The organism is Asticcacaulis sp. (assembly GCA_024707255.1).
Classification (GTDB): Bacteria; Pseudomonadota; Alphaproteobacteria; order Caulobacterales; family Caulobacteraceae; genus Asticcacaulis.
Genome location: JANQAC010000001.1, coordinates 995,141 through 1,012,867 on the forward strand (window position 1 = coordinate 995,141; position 17,727 = coordinate 1,012,867).

A 17,727-nucleotide genomic window follows, 5' to 3' on the forward strand; every position below is an offset into this window, starting at 1 on the left:
GCTCTGCTATGGTCAGGGCTTCACAGAATACATGGTTTTCGCATGAGCCTGCCCTTTACGCCCTATCGTGAGCTTGCCGCGCTCATTGCCCGTTACGCCACGGCCGATGGCGAGATCATGACGCCCATAGACGGCCTGTTCCTTGGCCGCCGTTCCGGCCCGTCTGCGCCGATCCATAAGGGCCAGCACGCCTGTTTCGCCCTGGTGGCGCAGGGCGCCAAGAGCGTGACGGTCGGTTCGGAAACCCATCATTACAGCGTCGGTTCGTGCATCGTGATCTCGCTCGACCTGCCGGTGATTTCCTGCGTCACCGAGGCCAGTCCGGAGGTGCCGCAACTCGGCATGGGGATGCTGATCAATGGCGACCGCCTGCGCGAGGTCATCGCCCGCCTTCCTGTGCCTCATCCGACCTTCACCACCGCGCCGGTGCGCGGCGTCGGTGTCAATCAGGCGGCGCCTGAACTGCTCGATGCCGTCATCCGCCTGCTGCGGCTGCTCGATACGCCGGCAGATATCCCCGCCATGGCGCCGCTGATCGAGCAGGAAATCCTTTATCGCCTGCTGACCGGCCCGGATGGCCCGCGCCTGCTGAATATCGCGCGCGCCGATACGCCAGGCAACTGCATCGCCCGCGCTGTCGCCTGGCTGCGCGAACATTTTGCCCGCCCCCTGCGCATCGAAGACCTGGCCGGTGACTGCGGCATGAGCGTCTCCTCGCTGCACCACCATTTCAAGGCAGTGACGGCGCTGACGCCCGTGCAGTATCAGAAACAATTGCGCCTGCACGAGGCCCGGCGGCTGATGCTGGTGGAGGCTTGCGACGCCGGCACGGCCGGCCATCGCGTCGGATACCTGAGCCCTTCCCAGTTCAGCCGCGAATATAGCCGGCTCTACGGCTGCCCGCCGGCCCGCGATATCGAGACTCTGCGCGTGCGGGCCTAACCTACTGTTCTAACGGCCTCACTGCCTGTTGATAGCGCTCCCAAAACCCGTTATCGAGAGAGAAAGCCTGCGGCGGATTTTCCAATCCAGACTGAAAGGCGCCTATACAGTGAGGACAGATGACCACCGCCATATCGCCCGACACCACCGTCACCGGAAAAGCGCACTATGAGGTGCTTGATGGCCTGCGCGGCAGCGCCGCTGTTCTGGTCGTGCTGTTCCACATCATGGGCATGACGGTTTCCTGGGCCGATACCGGGCAATTGCTGCACCATGCCGCGCTTGCCGTCGATTTCTTCTTTGTCCTGTCCGGCTTCGTTGTCGCCTACGCCTATGATGACCGCTGGAAGACCATGTCGACCGGGCAGTTCATCCTGATCCGGCTGGTGCGCCTGCATCCGCTGGTGCTGCTGGGGGCGGTTCTGGGCCTGCTCAGTTTCGTCTTCGATCCCTTCGCCACCAACCAGAAGGCCATTCCGCTGGCCACCGTTTTGGTTGATTTCGCCCTGATCTGCCTGATGCTGCCGCACGCGCCCCTGCCCAACCGCTGGACGGATACCCACAGCCTGAACAGCCCTGCCTGGTCGCTCTTGCAGGAATATATCGGCAACCTGGTCTATGCCCTGGTGCTGCGCCGCCTCGGCACCAAAACACTGGGCCTGCTCGTCGTTCTAGCCGGTGCGCTGCTGGCCTGGTGCGCCTGGGACAAGAACACGCTCGATCTCGGCTCCTACTGGGAGACCCTGTGGCAGGGCACGGCGCGCATGGCCTTCTCCTTCATGATGGGCCTGTGGCTCTATCGCGTCCGCGATCGCTTTCCGAAGATCCGTCTCGGCTGGATCGCCGCGACGATCGTGCTCGTAGCCGTCTTCGCCATACCGCTGATGCCCAAAGAGTGGCCACACGCCAACGGTATCTACGAAGTTTCGATGGTGATCGTGGTCTTCCCGCTGCTGATCCTGTGCGGCGCCCATTCGCAGATCCCCGCACTGGAAATGGCGCTGTGCAAGTTCGCCGGGCGCATTTCCTACCCGATCTATATCCTGCACTACCCCTTCCTGCTGATCTATATGAACTTCGTCACCTTCACCAAACCGGACCTGCAAACCGCGCACATCGCCGGCGCGGCGGCCTTTGTGATCGTGGTCACCTTCGCCTGGTTGGCGGTGAAATTCTACGACGAGCCGATCCGCAAATGGCTGAAGCCCCTGACGCGGAAGTAAATTCAGTGAGCTGCGAAATCACCCGCGCGTGGATGATTTCGCAGCCACGTTTCCGCCAACTCGCGCTGCTCAGCGATTGCAGCGAGTACACAAACTCCCCAATCTGCATCTTCATATCCCCGACACAATGCCTCTGCCGCGGCTAAGTCGAGGAGGTCAATACGCGGATCGTGAATGTAAAACGCCGGCAATTCGTGCTGATTGTAGCTGACGGCACCAATAATCCACTCGCACAGTTGCGCGCGCGCCTTTTGGCATTCCGGGTCAAGTTCGAGCGCGCGCTGCAAATGATCCGCCGGAACATCACAGCGCAAAAGACCAAGCCAAAGATACGCCCCAGCCTGCGAGGGATCGTACGCCTTCCATTCCTTCAGCGTAGGAATTAAGAGACGCATAGTTAAGGGCTGCACCAAGGCATCCACGGGCATGTTCTCAAGCAGCCAAATTGTGAAACGAAGCCGCTCAGCGAAAGGCCACAAAAGGGCCTCATCGATAAATTCTGTAAGAGTGACAAGTGCTCTTTTACGAATGCCCTTACCGTGCTGCTCAAGGTAATCAGCAAATCTGCACCAGAGCGCCTCTAATCTGGCTTGATCTGCAAGTGCAGACATCTTGTTCAGGTCATTTTCCCACATGCTTGAAACGGTCCCGCCGTGCTTAAGAGACACTGCCTCAATCATGACAACCGATGCAATAGAAACGACTCATTTGAGTCCTTTATCAATATCATAAGCGCCTTTACGCGCCCGGCTTTTCCCTCTATAAGCGCCGCCATGTCCATGATGACCACCACAAAACCGACAATGACACCGACCCGTATGCGGGGCGGTCCTGTCGTGCTGGCGGTTTAACAGCAGACACTGGACTTTAGCCCCGCGAAAGCGCGGGGCGGTCTGTATTCCACACACCCAAACCTCGCGTTTCCGCCTTATTTTTCAAGGAGACGTGACTTATGAATTCCCAACCTAACATCGGTATTGTCGGCGCCAGCGGCCTGGTCGGCAGCATGATGCTGGCCCTGCTGGCAGAGCGCAATTTCCCCCTCGCCAGCTTGCGCCTGTTTGCCTCGGCACGTTCGGCCGGCAAGCGCGTGGCCTTCAAGGGCCAGGAGATCGTCATCGAGGACGCCGCGACGGCAGACTTTAGCGGGCTCGACATCGTCTTCTTCTCGGCGGGCGGCTCGACCTCAAAGGCTTTGGCGCCGAAGGTGGCCGCGGCCGGCGCTATCGTCATCGACAATTCCTCGGCCCGGCGCAGCGATCCCGACGTGCCGCTGGTCGTTTCCGAGGTCAATCCCGAAGCCCTGCGCCATATCCCGAAGGGCATCGTCGCCAACCCGAACTGCACCACCATGGCCGCCATGCCGGTGCTGAAGCCCCTGCATGACGCCGCCGGGTTGATCCGCCTCGTTGCCAGCACCTATCAGGCCGTCTCCGGCGGCGGCATCGAGGGCATCGAAATCCTGCGCGACCAGATTTTGACCGCCGGCAAGGATATCGAAAAGCTGGCGCATGATGGTTCGTCTGTCGATATGGGCGAGATCCTCAAGTGGGCCATGCCGATCGGCTTCAATGTCGTGCCGCTCAACTATGTGCTGGGCGAGGACGGCTATACCGAGGAAGAGCTGAAACTGCGCGACGAGAGCCGCAAGATCCTGGGCCTCCCCGACCTCAAGGTGGCCGCCACCTGCGTGCGCGTGCCGGTGTTTACCGGCCATTCGCTGTCGATCAATGTCGAGTTCGAGCGCCCCCTCTCCCCCGAAGCGGCGCTGGAATTGCTGCGCGAGGCGCCGGGCGTGGAAATCGCCGATGTACCAAACCCGCTGGCCGTTACCGGCCGCGATCCGGTCCAGGTCGGCCGCATCCGCCGCGACGCTTCAGCCGATAATGGCCTGGTGCTGTTCGTGGCCGGCGACAACCTGCGCAAGGGTGCCGCGCTCAACGCTGTGCAAATCGCCGAAGTCCTGCTGAAGCAGAGGTGACGCAAACGACAACAGCCACACCCGTCGCCGGGTGTGGCTGTCAAATCTCGTATACTAGCAAGAGCTAGCGGTAGCTCTGGATGCGCGTGGTGCGCAGGCCGGCCATGCCATGGGTCTCGATGGCCTTTTTGCCAACCCAGGAACTCTTCCGAGGTAATGTTGTAGCGCTCGCACGCCTCGTCGAAGGTCAGGAGACCGCCGCGCACGGCCGCCACCACCTCCGCCTTGCGGCGGATCACCCAGCGTTCCGTGCCGGCGGGCGGCAGGTCGTTGAGCGTCAGTTTTGCCCCGGTAGGACCAATCACGTATTTTTCGCCTTTGTTATCGCGGCGTTGCTCTTGAAGCATGGCGTTTTGCCTTTGTTACCATCACATGAGAGCATCCTACATGACCTCCTTAAATATCCGCTTAATTGCCATGGTAAATATGACGTAAAATTTGCGGTAAGGTATCGTTAATACTCTGTTTAGTATGTGTTAAGGCTTCACTTTCAAGATTAACGCGTATTAATCGTTTTTATACATATAAGTATAGAGTGAAAAAGAGCAGTTAAAATTTCAATAACCGCCCTTTTCAGTTCATTTAGCGCTTGATGCTCAGCAGTTCCTGAAGCATGTCATCGGCCGTGGTGACGATCTTCGAGGCGGCCGAATAGGCGCGCTGGGTGGTGATCAGGCCGGTGAATTCCTGCGCGATATCAACGGTCGAGGCTTCCAGGGTATCGGCATCGATACTGCCGGCACCATTGGTGCTCGGCACCTTCAGCGAATAGGCGCCGGAGTCGGTCGAGACCTTGTAGGCATTGCCGCTGACCCCTGTCAGGCCGTTGGGATTGAGGAAGGTGGCCAGGGCGATCTGGGCCAGGGTCTTGGTGTGGCCATTGTTATAGATGGCCGTCACCAGACCGTCCTTGCCGATCTCGACATTGGACAGAGAACCGAATTCCGTGCCGTCGGCCGTGATCGACTTGGTCGTGGTGTCGCTGGCGACCTGGGTAATGGTGCTGAGCCCCGAGGTGCCGAAACCCATATCGATGGACTGGCCGGCGGCCCCGACATTGGAATTCCAGTAGGCGCCATCCGCCGGCGGGGCGGCGGCATCCGCCGACGCGCCAATGGCAAAGCCGCCGTTCAGGATGGCCGGCAGGGTGCCGCCATAATCCGCCGGATCGGTGGACAGGGCGCCATTGGCATCGAAATAGAGTGATCCGATGTCGATCTGGTGCAGGCCGTTGTCCGCGCCGCCGACCGAGCTGGTGACATCGGGGGACGAGACTTCATAGTACCATTGCGTCTTGCCGGTCGTGGAATCGATATTCCCCTTCAGCAGGGAGATGGTGATCGTATGCTCCTGGCCCAGCGAATCCGAGATGCTGGCCGAGATGGTGGCGTCCGGCTTGGTGCCGGTATTCGAGGTCGAACTGTAGGTCGACATGGCCGTGGTGGCATCAAGCGTATTGTTGGTGATGGCGTCGGCATAGGTGCCGGTGCCGAACGTCGTCGAATCATTGGGATCAGGATTGACCGCCGTCGACACCGTGGTCTTCGAATTCAGGTTGGCGGTAAAGTTGACGTTCGTCGTGGCGGCCGGCTTGTTGGCCAGGTCACTGACATTGATCGGCGCCAGCAGGTTGGCATCGGTGGCCGAGGTGGTGATGGTGCCGGTGGAATCGGCCGGCCAGCCCTGCAGATAGAAGCCGCCGGAATTGACCAGGTTGCCCTCCGTATCGGTCGAGAACGTGCCGTCGCGCGTAAACAGCAGGGAACTGGAGGAACTCACCGTGCCGGCCTGATCGGAGACGACGAAGAAGCCCTGACCGTTGACGCCCAGGCTGTAACCGGAGGTGTCGCTGTTCAGTTCACCCTGGGTGGTATTGGTCTGGCGATTGACCGAGACCACGCCGCCCGACGTGTAGGAATGCTTGTTGCTGGTGCCGCTGACCAGGTCGGTAAAGCTCGTGGTGACGCGCTTGTATCCGGTCGTGTTCGAGTTGGCGATGTTGTTCGAGATGGTGGCAAGGGCCGTGGCGTTCGCGGCGAGCGCGGTAACCCCGGATTGCATGGCGCTGTTGATACTCATGTGTGGAACTCCCGGAAAACGGTGTGAAGCAGGGTTAAAATCAGGAAACGCTGGTGATGCTGTCGAGCGAAACGGATGAATTGCCGATCTTGAGGACGGTGCTGCCGTTCTCTGTCTGGGCGGAAGTGACGATGCCGGTCAGGCCGGCCGAGGCATCGACGGCGCCGGACGCATCGGCGGCGGAGACGCTGAGCGTGTACTTGCCGGCGCCGACCGCATTGCCGGAACTGTCCTTGCCGTCCCAGGCGAAGCTGTGCGTACCGGCGGTCAGATCATCGGCGGAATCGGACCAGACGGTCTTGCCGTCGGCGTCTTTGATCGTCAGGGTGGCGGCCGTGGCCGTGGACCCGAGCGTATAGTTCGAGGTGGCCGAACCGCCATCGGTCAGGGTGGCGGTCGGCTCGTCGCTGCCGATGGTCTTGCCGATATAATTGACCGCCGAAGTCATGGAACCGGAGGCGCCGGAGGCATTGGCGATCGTCTCCAGATAGCCATTGGATTTGATCTGCTGTTCGACCGAGGAATACTGCACCAACTGGTTGGTCCACTCGGTGGTATCCATCGGCGACAGCGGGTCCTGGTTCTTCACCTGCGCGGTCAGGAGGTTGAGGAAGGTGGTGTAGTCGGTGCTGAACTTCGAGGAATCCGCCGCGGTATTCGAGGTGGGATTGCTGGCGGCATTGGTGTTGGCGACGCTGGTGACCATGGGTGCTTCCTAGACGCTGAGATCGAGCGCGAGACGCGACGGGGATTGACGGTAATTCAGGCGGGCGGCGGCCAGATCGACCGCGCCATTGAGGGCATCGAGTTCGGCATCGGCCTGGTCGGCCGCCGCCTGGTTGCGCGCCATCTGGGCCAGATGCTGGCTGTTCGGACGGTTCTGGCCCTGCTGGCTATCGGCCTGGGTAAAGGTGTTTTGTTGCTGTGGCGAACCGCCGGAAGAGGAACCACCGAAAGCGGAGTCATCAGCGCTGCGGGCACTGGCATTGACCGTATGCGCCTGGGCCTGAACCACCGCATCGGTCTTCTGGCGCGCCGAGAAGCTCAAGGCGTCATCGGAGAGTTGCAGGCCGGTATCGCGCAGTTGCTGGCGCAGCTCGGCTTCATGGGCGCTGAAGGTGGCGGCGGTGACGTCGGAATCGAAGGTCATGTGCGCCGTCATCCGGCCGTCGCGGCCGATGCTGAGCGCCACGTCGACCTTGCCGAGATCGGCCGGGTGCAGTTCCATGGTGAATTTCGTCGCGCCCTCGGCGTGGCGGCGGTTGATCTGCACGCTCAGGGCATTGAGATTATCGACGGCGGTCTGCGACATCAGGCTTGTGGCCGGCGCCTGTGGCGTGGCGGCAGGCGTGTAGCCGGTCGTGTCCGTCGTCTGCGCGTTGCTGACCAGTGAAAAGCCGGACGTTCCGGCGGCGGGCGGCAGGCTGGTGGGCTCGCTGACGTTTTCAGGTTTGTTTTCAGGCGGCACACTGACGGACTTGCGGGTTGTCGCCTGGACCTGGCTTTGAACCTGGGCGGCCTGGGCCTGAGATGCCTGAACCTGAGGCGCCTGAATATGGGCGACCTGAACCGGCGCAGAGCGAATTTGCGCCGTCTGCGCCGGTGCGGCGTCGTTTGTGGCTACAGGGGCAGGCGTTTCAGTGCGCGCAGCCGGATTGGCGGTCGCAGAGACGGGGGCGCCTACCGATGGGGCGATGGCCGCAGGCGCCTGTGCCTTTGCGGCGGGCGCGGCGGTTTGCGGCGGCACCGTTATCAGAGCGGCAAATTTCGGTTGGGCGGCAGCCTCTGCACTATTGTCTGTTGCATCGGCATCAGCGGCATCGGCCTGATTTTGCGGCGCAGGCGGTTGTGGGGCGACTGGCGCAGCTTGTCCCTTGGGTGCCGGTGTGGCCCTTTTATCACTGGCCTTGTCATCGCTGATCGTGCCGTCATTGGCCGCGAGAACCGGCTGACCGGCCGGAGGCGCAGCCGGCACGGTCGGCGCGATCATGGCGGGTGCGACAACAGCGACGCTGACCATATCCGGCGCGGCAGCGGGCTTTTCGGCGGGCTCAGCCGTCGTCGTGTCCGCCTCTTTACTTTTCACCGTCGGGGTTTTGGCAGGTTTCGCCTCGGCCGTTTTTACGCTCGGCGTCGTGACGACCGGGGCTTCGATCTGAACAGGCGTCGCGTCGGCCAGCATGGCGGCCTTCGGCGTCGGCGCCTGAGGAGCGACGGCTTGCGGTTCGGCTTGCGGGGGCACGACGATCGCCTGAGCCACCTGGACCTGAGCCACCTCGGCCTGAGGTGCCTCGGCTTGTGTCACCACCGCAACGGGCGCTTCGATTGCCCGTGCTTCAGCGTGTTGTATCGGCTTTGGTGTCGCTGGCTGGGCGTCTGGCAAGGCCGGCGCGGCTTCGGCCGTGACAGCCGGGGCCGGAACCTGAGCCAAAACCGTGTCCAGAATTTGGGACTGAACCGTTTGCGTCATACCCTGAGGCCCGGCAGCCGCCGCAACTGCCGGCGTGGCGGCCTGGGCCGCTTCCACCGTCGGGGCCTGTACCTGCAACAGGGTCGCGGCGGCCGGCAGGGCCGGGACATTGCCGATCGCCGCCACGGGTATCCCGGCGGGATTGCCGGCGGGATTGACGGTGGATGGCATAGCCACCGGCGGCAAGGTGTTTTGTTGCGCGGGGGTCGCGCCATCCCCGGCCGGCGTCACCTTCAGGGCCGCCAGGAGGCTGGCGAAATCACCGGCGGCGGTGGCGGCTGCAAGGCCCGTTGCGCTGCCCGTCGCGTTGCCCGGCGCATTTCCGGCCAGGCTTCCCGTTTGCGACGCAGCCGTATCCCCGCCGGTGGATACACCGGTCGCCGCCATCGGCAGGAAGGGGAAATCGAACAGCGCAGGCATTCGGGTATCCGCGAGAACATCCGGAACGGCCGGTCGCGTCTTGCGGCTGGCGGTCGGGGCGAAGTCAACGCATTTTGCGCATCTGATCCGAAAAGCCCATGCAAACGCCGGGCCAGTCATTAACCAACTGATTTAACTAAAATTATGCCCTTTTCAGCACCCCCAAAAGGGTGACCTTTGCCGGGGCCTGAGGTCAAATTTGCCTAGAGCGGCGGCGTTTTTCGCCGGGCGCCGGGCCTGCATCAGGCGACATCACCGATGCCTCCCCGGCCAGCGTAACGCGCGGGCGTGCGACGTGATGACCCCGCGCGCGGGCGCGTACCTTGACGACAGGCCACGCTGGCACAGGACTTGAAACTGTTAACGCAGACAACCGCCACCTTCGCCCCCAACGAAATGCTAAGTTTATGAAAACAAAATGTTTTTTAAAATTGAGCCATAACAGCCCCCGGTCATTTTTGCCGGGTCAGGTGCAGGGTTTGCCTATGAACGCCCGCCGGGAGGCCGCCGCATGTCACTAGGTTCGATCATGAACATCGGCGTTTCGGGGCTGATGACGGCGCAGGACCAACTGCACGTCGTCTCCGACAATATCGCCAATCTCAACACGCCGGGCTATATCCGCAAGGTATCGCACCAGACCAGCGTGGTTACCGCCGGCGTCGGCATGGGTGTGCAGTCGGGCCAGGTCACCCTGGCCGCCGACAAATTCCTCCAGGCGGCGACCCTGAAGGCGAGTTCTATCTCGGCCCAGTCCGACACGTCGTATGAACTGCTCGACCAGATGCAGGCGCAGTTTGGCGATATCACCGACACCAATAACCTGTTCGGCCAGGCCAGTTCGGTCCTTTCCTCGATGGCCCAGCTTGGCGAGGACCCGACCTCCAGCGCCAGCCGTCAGGAAGCGATCAGCTATGTGTCGGGCTTCCTGTCCGAAGCCGGCCGGATTTCGACCAAGATCCAGACCATCCGCGGCGACGCCGATACCCGCATCGCCAGCGCCGTTACCTCGGTCAATGACCTGCTGGTCAGCATCCGCGATCTTAACGGCTCGATTTCGGGCGCCGCCGTTTCCGGCACCGATACCACCGGCGCCCAGACCACGCAGATGAGCTATATCGACCAGTTGTCGAAGCTGGTCGATGTCCGCGTCACCCAGGAAGCCAACGGTGGCGTTACCCTGCGCACGCAGTCCGGCACGGTGCTGGTCTCCGGAGCCAGCGCCGCCACCCCGGCCTATACGCCAGCCACCAGCGTCGACGCCTCCACCAGCTTCGGCCCGATTACCCTCACCGGCGTCAATAACGAAACCCGCGACTTCGCCGACAGCCCGGGCTCAGGCGAGATCAAGGGCCTGCTCGACATCCGAGACAAGACCTCGGTAGCGATCAACGACCAGCTCAACGAGTATGTCACCCAGTTCAGCAACCAGCTCAATGCCGCGCACAATGCCTCCAGCGCCGTGCCGGCGCCCACTTCGCTCACCGGCAAGAATACCAGCCTGACCGAGGAAGAAGCCATAACTGGCTTCCAGGGCGAGACCAATATCGTCACGCTCGATTCATCGGGCAATATCACGCACAAGATGACCCTGACCTTCGATACCGACGGCAGCGGCAACGGCAGCTACCTGATGGATGGCGTGGCCGGCACCTTCTCGGCGTCCAGCTTCGTCAGCGATATCAATACCGGCCTGGGCGGGGCGGCGACGCTCGACTTCACCAACGGCAAGATGAGCCTGACCTCCGGCGGCACGGATGGCGTGGCCGTCGTCGATTCCCCGGCGAACACAGCCACCAGCACAGTGCCTTCCAACAAGCTGGGCCAGGGCTTTTCGCAGTTCTTCGGCCTCAATGACCTGGTCACCTCGGACGTACCGACCAATTTCAAGACCGGCCTGACCGGCAGCAGCGCCCACGGCTTCACGGCGGGCGATACGATCAGCTTCGTCATAAAGTCGGCCACCGGCGCCACCGTCGCCAACGTCCAGTATGCCATCCCCGCCGGCGCCACCACCATGACTGACCTGGTCACCGGCGCGGGCGGCCTGAATGACACCACCACCGGGCTTGGCCGTTACGGCACTTTCGCGCTCGATGGCAACGGCCAGCTCACCTTTACCGGCTTCGGCAATCCTGCCAATACGCTCGGCGTCACCAGCGACACCACCTCACGCAACGGCACGGGCGCTTCCTTCACCCAGTTCTTCGGCCTGGCCGACAGCGCGGGCAATGCGGCGAACCATCTCACTGTCGCCACGCGCATCGAAAACAATGTCGCCAATCTCTCCCTGGCTCAGGTCAATCTGAACGCCGCCACCGGCGTCAGCGCCCTGGCCGGCGGCGATGGCGCGGGCGGCCTGGCCATGGCGGCCATCGGCACCCAGGCCACCAGCTTCAACGCGGCCGGACTGAATGCCGGCGGCACCTCGACCCTTGAGCGTTACGGCTCCGATCTGGCCGGCCAGGTCGGCAATCTGGCCGCCACTGCCAAGACCACCAAGGAAAGCAATGCCTCCCTGCTCGATGAGGCGACCTCGCGCCGCTCCAGCCAGGAAGGCGTCAATCTCGATGAGGAACTCATCCATCTCACCACGTACCAGCAGGCATACAGCGCCGCCGGCCGCCTCGTCCAGGCCGCCAAGGACATGTATGATGTGCTGCTGAATATGATGTAAGGCCGAAAACATGCGTATTTCGACATCCGAATCCTGGTCCAACGCCCTCAATAACCTCATGAGCGCACAGACCCGCCAGCAGACCGCCAATGACCAGGTCGCCACCCAGAAGGTGGCCACCGACCTGGGGGCTATGGCCGCACCTCGGAGATCATCGCCTCGTATCAGTCATCCCTGTCGCGCACCAATGCCTATCTCGACGTGACCCAGACCGTGGCCGACCGCCTGAACAGCCAGGACCTGGCCATTACCACGACGAGCGATGCCGTCTCTTCCGCCAAGGATTCGATCATGAGTTCGCTGGCCAATGGCACCGGCACCACACTGATGCTGGACATGCAGGGCAGTTTCTCGGCGGCGCTCTCCGGGCTGAACTACCGCCACAACGGCCAGTATCTCTTTAACGGCGGCAATGACAATGCCGCCCCCGTCTCGATCACCAGCATGTCGCAACTGGCCGGCGTCACCTCGTCCGACGATGTCTTCACCAACGGCACGGTCAAGAAAAGCTCGCAGATCGACGCCGGCACCACCATCCAGACCGGTATGCTGGCCTCGGACCTGGGCAGCAAGCTGATGAGCCTCTACAAGGAGGTGCAGGACTATAATGACGACCCGACGACCGGCCCCTTTGGCGACCAGCTCACCGACGCACAGAAGGACTTCCTGACCACCAAGTCGCAGGAATTCGGCAAGCTTTACGATGACATGCTGCAACAGGGCGCGCTGAACGGCACCATGCAGAAGCGGGTCGAAAACACGCAGACCTCATTGCAGGGACAGGCGGATTCGCTGTCGCAACTTGTGGACAAGCGGACCTCGGTCGATATGGCCGAAGCCTATTCCAACCTGCAACAGGCGCAGGTGGCGGTCCAGGCGTCGGCGCAGGTGCTGGCCAACCTCAATTCGACCAGCCTGCTCAACCTGCTGAAATAACCCGTTTTCCGTCGGCATCGATCATAAGCTGTCCGTCTTCCTTGGCGAAGGGGCCGCGCGGATAGCGATCGATCAGGTCGAGCACGATCTCGGACGGACGGCACAGCTTCACACCGCGATCGGTGACGACGAAAGGCCGGTTGACCAGGACCGGCGTTTCCAGCATGGCGGCGAGCATCGTCTCGTCACTGACGCCCTCTTCCAGCAGGCCCATTTCTTTGGCCGGCGACTTGGTTTCACGCAGCGCCTGACGCGGCGTCAGGTTCGCGGCGGTCAGCAGGGTCAGAAGCAATTCGCGCGTCCAGCCGGTTTTCAGGTATTCGACGACCTCCGGCTGGTAGCCCGCCGCTTCCAGCACGGCCAGCACATTGCGCGAGGTGCCGCAGTCAGGATTGTGAAAAATGATCGGGGTCATGCGGATATCTCGTGTGAGGGTTTCAAAAACCAGGTGCAGACAGCCAAGGCCAGCAGGGCGCCGACGATCTGGGCCAGAATGAAAGCGGGCGCGTCTGCCGGGCGGATGCCGGCGAAGGTGTCGCTGAGGCTGCGCGCCAGGGTGACGGCCGGATTGGCAAATGAAGTCGAGGCGGTGAACCAGTAGGCGCCGGTGATGTAAAGCCCGACGGCGACCGGCACGAAATCGCGGCGCGCCTGGTGCGTGGCGAAAATGGTCAGGATCAGGCCAAACGTGGCCACCGCTTCCGACAGGGCCTGTGCAGGTCCGGACCGGACCTTCTGCGATATCTGAACAATCGCCTCGCCGAACATGGCGTGCGCCAGCCAGACCCCGGCAATGGCGCCGATGATCTGCACGACGACATAGGCGATAGCCGGCAAGGCTTTTATCTCGCGCCGCAGGGCGATGATCAAGGTCACCGCCGGATTGAAGTGCGCACCGGATATCGGCCCCAGCATGGTGATCAGCACCACCAGCATGGCGCCGGTGGCCAGGGTATTGCCGAGCAGGGCAACGGCGTCATTGCCGGCCGCCAGTCGCTGCGCCATGATTCCGGAGCCGACTACCGTGGCGAGCAGCAAAAGGGTTCCGATGAATTCAGCAAACAGCCGGCGGTTCAGGCTCGGCATCAGTGGGCGTCCTTGCCGATATTGGACAGCTTCGTTTGCAGGGACAATTTGTCGAGACTTTGAATGGGCAGGTTGATGAAGGCCCAAATGCGGTTGCGCAGCACGCGATAGGCGTCCGCAAAGGCCAGGGCGATTTCAGCCTCCGAACCCGTGGCCGCCGCCGGATCGGGCAGGCCCCAGTGCACGGTCATCGGCTGGCCGGGCCAGACGGGACAGACCTCGCCGGCAGCATTGTCACAAACCGTGATGATGAAATCGAGCGCGGGCGCATCCGGCCCTGCAAATTCGTCCCAGCTCTTCGAGCGGGCAAAGTCGGTCGGCATTCCGAGACTTGTCAGATAGGCCAGGGCATGGGGGTTCACCTCGCCACGCGGCATGGAGCCGGCCGAAAAGGCTTTGAAACGGCCAGCCCCCAACTGGTTCAGGATCGCTTCCGCCAGAATCGACCGCGCCGAATTGCCGGTGCAGATAAACAGCACAGTATAGATTTTATCAGTCATTTTTTCCTCAGCACAGGCAGGCCACTTTATCGATCACGGGCTGGCAAAGCTCCTTGCGACCGCCGCAGCAGTCTTCGAGCAGGAAGGCCAGCAGACCTTTCACGCCCTCCATATCGGCGAAATAGCGGATGGCCCGACCTTGGCGCGAATGACGGATCAGGCCGGCCTGGGTAAGGATCGCCAGATTGGCCGACATGGTATTTTGCCGCACGCCGAGCGCTTCGCCGATTTCGCCGGCCAGTCGGCCTTCCGGCCCCGCCTGGATCAGCAGGCGAAACACATCCAGCCGGGTGTCCTGGCCGAGCGCGGAAAAGGCAGTGAGGGCGTGCAATTTATCCATAAATCAAGATTACATGATATATTGATTTATTCAAGGCCAATTTTGCGACCGCACAATAACTCTGTTTTTATTGTGCTTTCGGGGTAGACCTTCGCTCAGTGCCGGCTATTTTAGTCATCTGCGGTTCATCCGCAGCCGTTATGACGGGGGGAGCCGCGTGGCGTGTGTGCCGCGCATCCATGAAGGGCCTTTACTGGTTAAGGCTCGTTTCTGGGAGGCATTTGCCCCATGATCAGCCTGTTGGCCAGCCTGCTTATTTCCGCCGAAGCGGCAACGATTCCGGATATAAATGCCCTTACAGGCTTCGATACCGCCGTCTGTGAAGGTGAAGGCGACGCCCGGCAACTGCCCCGGCAAAAGGCCATTGCCCAGCTTCTGGCGCGCTACCCGATTGTGGTCGATGTCGCTGATTTCAGCGGCCCGCAAACACCCCTGGCCCAGCGCGTGGCCAATGCCTGTCCGGATGACGCCTGCGCCGAAAACGAAAACAGCTACACCAAACTGAACGCCGCCGTCGCTTCCGTACTCGATGCCCGCGAAAACAGCCAGTTACGCCTGGAGTGGACCGGTGACGGCCCGGAACCCGCCGGCCGCCCGGAGCGGATCGCCGCCTTTTTCGACCTGTCGCGCCCGACCTACACCCTCACCTGCCTGACCTCCGCGCCCCTGCCGCCCGCCGCGCCGGTCGTGGCCACCGCACCACACGACAAAACACCGGAAACCGGTCTGCGCGCCGCCATATCGCAATGGCGCATCGCCTCGACCGTCAACGAGACCGAGAAGGACGACTATACCCAGCGCGACCCGGCTCGCCTGACCTATACCGACAATGCCGCCGACGCCGCGCCGGTCATTTCCGCCAAGGGCACCATCGCCGCACCGGCCATCGTCACCTGGGGGATCAGGCCGTGGCCACGAAGGGCTTCGGCGACATCCGCCCCTTCACCAGTTATGAGCGCATCTCCAATGTCGATGTCGCAAGCGAGGTCAATAATCTCGATCTCGGCCTGCGCGGCCATTTCCGTTTCGCCCGTAATGACGGCAAGGAAGCCTATATCGGCGGCCTGACGGCAGCCTACGAGACCGACGACCGGCTGGAATCAGCCCTCACCCGGTTCGAAGCCTCGCTCACCCTGCCGGTCAAGACCTGGCTGGACGAAAGCCTCCCGGCCTTGAGTTCCGCCGGAAACAACGCCCAGTGCCTTATCTGCCAGACCACCAGCATGACCCTGGTGACGGACTATGTCGATGTCAGCGATCCCGGCGCCAAGGCAGCCCTCATCGACCTGCCGCAATATGCCCGCGCCGGCTTTGACGCCCAGTGGGATGTCCGCCTCAATCGCGGGCCTGACAAGCCCAGCTTTGGCTTCAACCTGCAATACAATCGCCGTCAGGATCTGAGCAACCAGGGCGCCACGGCTGACCGCCTGATCTCGCGCGCCGCCTATTACCCCACGCCGCAGAGCCACTATGTCTTCGGCCTGGAATATGACAAGGGCAAGGACCTGACCTCGCTGACCGGTATCGACCGCTGGATGTTCACCTGGGGCTACAGGCAGTAGGGCTTATCTCCTCCCCTGATTTATCGGGGGAGGTGGCGCCGCGAAGTCGGCGACGGAGGGGGCAGAAGGACAGTTAAGGAGGCCCCCTCCGTCAGCGACACCGGCTCTGCGAGCCTCGCGCTGACACCTCCCCCCGCTGTGCAGGGGAGGAAAAGTAAGTCCCATACCCTAGCAATTTACTCGGTTTTGTCCTATTTACGCGCGCATGACCGTCTGCGCCATCCCCCTTATCCAATCGGCTGATCTCGATGCCGCCATCGCCGCCACCCGTCTGAGTGTGGGCCTGCCGGAGGGCGCGCGCGTGGTCGCCGCCATGTCCGGCGGGGTCGATTCCACCGTGGTCGCCGCCCTGCTGCACCAGGCCGGCTATGAGGTCATCGGCGTCACACTCCAGCTTTACGATCACGGCGCAGCCCTGAAAAAGACGGGCGCCTGCTGCGCGGGCCAGGATATCCATGACGCCCGCATGGCAGCGGAAAAGATCGGCATTCCGCACTATGTGCTCGATTACGAAAGCCGGTTTCGGGATTCCGTGATCGAGGAATTCGCCGACAGCTACCTGCGCGGCGAAACCCCGGTGCCGTGCATCCGCTGCAATCAATCGGTCAAGTTCCACGACCTGCTCGATGTCGCCCGCGATCTGGGCGCCCTTGCCATGGCCACCGGCCACTATGTCGAACGCTCTGTAGACGGACAATTGCGCCGCGCCGCCGATACTTCGCGCGACCAAAGCTATTTCCTCTTCGCCACCAAGCGCGAACAGCTCGACTTTCTGCGCTTTCCGCTGGCTGGCATCCCCAAGCCGCAGGTGCGCGATATTGCGCAGCAATTAGGTCTCAAGATCGCTCACAAGCCGGACAGCCAGGACATCTGTTTCGTGCCGGAAGGCAAGTACACCACCCTGATCAACAAACTGCGCCCGCAAGGCATGGAAAAGGGCGATATCCGTCATATCGACGGCCGCGTGCTGGGCCAGCATGACGGCATCACCGGCTACACCATCGGCCAGCGCCGGGGGTTGAATATCGCGGTCGGTGAGCCCCTGTTCGTCACTCGCATCGATCCGGACGAAAAGGCGATCATTGTCGGCCCGCGCGAGGCCCTGCTGACCCGCGCCCTGACGCTTAAGGAAACCAACTGGCTGGGCGACGAGGCCGACCTTATGGCGGCCGCCACGGCGCAAAAGCCGGTGCTGGCCCGCGTGCGCTCCACCCGCCCGCCGGTGCCGGCGCGCCTGGTCGCCGAAGATGGCCGCATAGAAGTCGAATTCGATGGCGCCGAAGAAGGCGTAGCCCCCGGCCAGGCGTGCGTGCTTTACGATCCCGCCGATGACGGCCGCGTATTGGGCGGTGGGTTTATATCGAGCACCCGCGCGGCGATGGCATAAGCGCCGCCTCGCTTTTTTGCATTTGCCCTTTCGCATGGCTCAAGGGTGGGCGGCGGATTTATCGCCTCCACACGCGCTGCAATGGCGTCATAATACCGGTTGCACCGATAGACCCAACAATATA

Annotated in this window: 16 protein-coding genes and 1 pseudogene; 8 read left to right on the forward strand and 9 right to left on the reverse strand. The window is 62.2% G+C overall.

Features of this window, described 5'->3' with window-relative positions; genetic code table 11:
* Positions 1-42: 42 nt before the first annotated feature.
* Both NVV72_04785 and NVV72_04790 read left to right on the forward strand, forming a co-directional pair.
* Complete coding sequence (locus NVV72_04785; protein MCR6658678.1) at positions 43-942, forward strand: AraC family transcriptional regulator; 900 nt, start codon at positions 43-45, stop codon at positions 940-942.
* Positions 943-1,061: 119 nt separating this feature from the next.
* Complete coding sequence (locus NVV72_04790) at positions 1,062-2,165, forward strand: acyltransferase (protein ID MCR6658679.1); 1,104 nt, start codon at positions 1,062-1,064, stop codon at positions 2,163-2,165.
* A 2-nt stretch (positions 2,166-2,167) separates the two neighbouring features.
* On the opposite strand, the gene NVV72_04795 is transcribed toward NVV72_04790, so the two are convergent.
* Positions 2,168-2,800 carry a hypothetical protein gene (locus NVV72_04795; GenBank protein ID MCR6658680.1) on the reverse strand — a complete coding sequence of 211 codons (633 nt, stop codon included), beginning with the start codon at positions 2,798-2,800 and terminating at the stop codon, positions 2,168-2,170.
* Positions 2,801-3,117: 317 nt separating this feature from the next.
* Between NVV72_04795 and NVV72_04800 the strand changes: the two genes are divergently transcribed.
* Positions 3,118-4,146 carry an aspartate-semialdehyde dehydrogenase gene (locus tag NVV72_04800; protein MCR6658681.1) on the forward strand — a complete coding sequence of 343 codons (1,029 nt, stop codon included), beginning with the start codon at positions 3,118-3,120 and terminating at the stop codon, positions 4,144-4,146.
* A 64-nt stretch (positions 4,147-4,210) separates the two neighbouring features.
* Here NVV72_04800 and NVV72_04805 read toward each other — a convergent pair.
* The 4 genes and pseudogenes from NVV72_04805 to NVV72_04820 form a co-directional block, all read right to left on the reverse strand.
* Positions 4,211-4,493, reverse strand: a pseudogene (locus NVV72_04805) (DUF1153 domain-containing protein).
* A 235-nt stretch (positions 4,494-4,728) separates the two neighbouring features.
* A complete protein-coding gene (locus tag NVV72_04810; GenBank protein MCR6658682.1) occupies positions 4,729-6,225 on the reverse strand; it encodes a flagellar hook-basal body complex protein in 1,497 nt (498 codons plus the stop codon).
* Between the two features lie 40 nt (positions 6,226-6,265).
* Positions 6,266-6,931: a flagellar hook assembly protein FlgD gene (locus NVV72_04815; GenBank protein ID MCR6658683.1), complete on the reverse strand. Its 666-nt coding sequence runs from the start codon at positions 6,929-6,931 to the stop codon at positions 6,266-6,268.
* A 9-nt stretch (positions 6,932-6,940) separates the two neighbouring features.
* Positions 6,941-9,115 (reverse strand): flagellar hook-length control protein FliK, encoded by a 2,175-nt coding sequence (locus tag NVV72_04820; protein MCR6658684.1) that lies wholly within the window; start codon positions 9,113-9,115, stop codon positions 6,941-6,943.
* Positions 9,116-9,626: 511 nt separating this feature from the next.
* Between NVV72_04820 and flgK the strand changes: the two genes are divergently transcribed.
* The 3 genes from flgK to NVV72_04835 are packed head-to-tail and all read left to right on the forward strand — an operon-like array spanning position 9,627 to position 12,728.
* A complete protein-coding gene (flgK, locus tag NVV72_04825) occupies positions 9,627-11,792 on the forward strand; it encodes a flagellar hook-associated protein FlgK (protein MCR6658685.1) in 2,166 nt (721 codons plus the stop codon).
* Positions 11,793-11,802: 10 nt separating this feature from the next.
* Complete coding sequence (locus NVV72_04830) at positions 11,803-11,997, forward strand: hypothetical protein (protein MCR6658686.1); 195 nt, start codon at positions 11,803-11,805, stop codon at positions 11,995-11,997.
* On the forward strand, positions 11,994-12,728 hold the full coding sequence (locus NVV72_04835) for a flagellin (GenBank protein ID MCR6658687.1): 735 nt from the start codon (positions 11,994-11,996) through the stop codon (positions 12,726-12,728). Before NVV72_04830 ends, NVV72_04835 begins: the two co-directional genes overlap by 4 nt.
* Here NVV72_04835 and arsC read toward each other — a convergent pair.
* From arsC to NVV72_04855, 4 genes are read right to left on the reverse strand one after another with little or no spacing between them, the layout of a single operon-like run.
* Positions 12,712-13,143 carry an arsenate reductase (glutaredoxin) gene (gene arsC, locus NVV72_04840; protein ID MCR6658688.1) on the reverse strand — a complete coding sequence of 144 codons (432 nt, stop codon included), beginning with the start codon at positions 13,141-13,143 and terminating at the stop codon, positions 12,712-12,714. The genes NVV72_04835 and arsC overlap by 17 nt on opposite strands.
* Positions 13,140-13,814, reverse strand: a complete 675-nt coding sequence (locus tag NVV72_04845; GenBank protein ID MCR6658689.1) for an aquaporin family protein — start codon at positions 13,812-13,814, stop codon at positions 13,140-13,142. Before NVV72_04845 ends, arsC begins: the two co-directional genes overlap by 4 nt.
* Complete coding sequence (locus tag NVV72_04850; protein MCR6658690.1) at positions 13,814-14,314, reverse strand: arsenate reductase ArsC; 501 nt, start codon at positions 14,312-14,314, stop codon at positions 13,814-13,816. The genes NVV72_04845 and NVV72_04850 overlap by 1 nt, the downstream gene beginning before the upstream one ends.
* A gap of 7 nt (positions 14,315-14,321) precedes the next feature.
* Entirely contained in the window at positions 14,322-14,654 is a 333-nt protein-coding gene (locus NVV72_04855; protein MCR6658691.1) for a helix-turn-helix domain-containing protein, read from the reverse strand.
* A 228-nt stretch (positions 14,655-14,882) separates the two neighbouring features.
* Between NVV72_04855 and NVV72_04860 the strand changes: the two genes are divergently transcribed.
* Entirely contained in the window at positions 14,883-15,722 is an 840-nt protein-coding gene (locus NVV72_04860; GenBank protein MCR6658692.1) for a hypothetical protein, read from the forward strand.
* A gap of 699 nt (positions 15,723-16,421) precedes the next feature.
* Positions 16,422-17,603 carry a tRNA 2-thiouridine(34) synthase MnmA gene (mnmA, locus tag NVV72_04865; protein MCR6658693.1) on the forward strand — a complete coding sequence of 394 codons (1,182 nt, stop codon included), beginning with the start codon at positions 16,422-16,424 and terminating at the stop codon, positions 17,601-17,603.
* Positions 17,604-17,727: the final 124 nt, after the last annotated feature.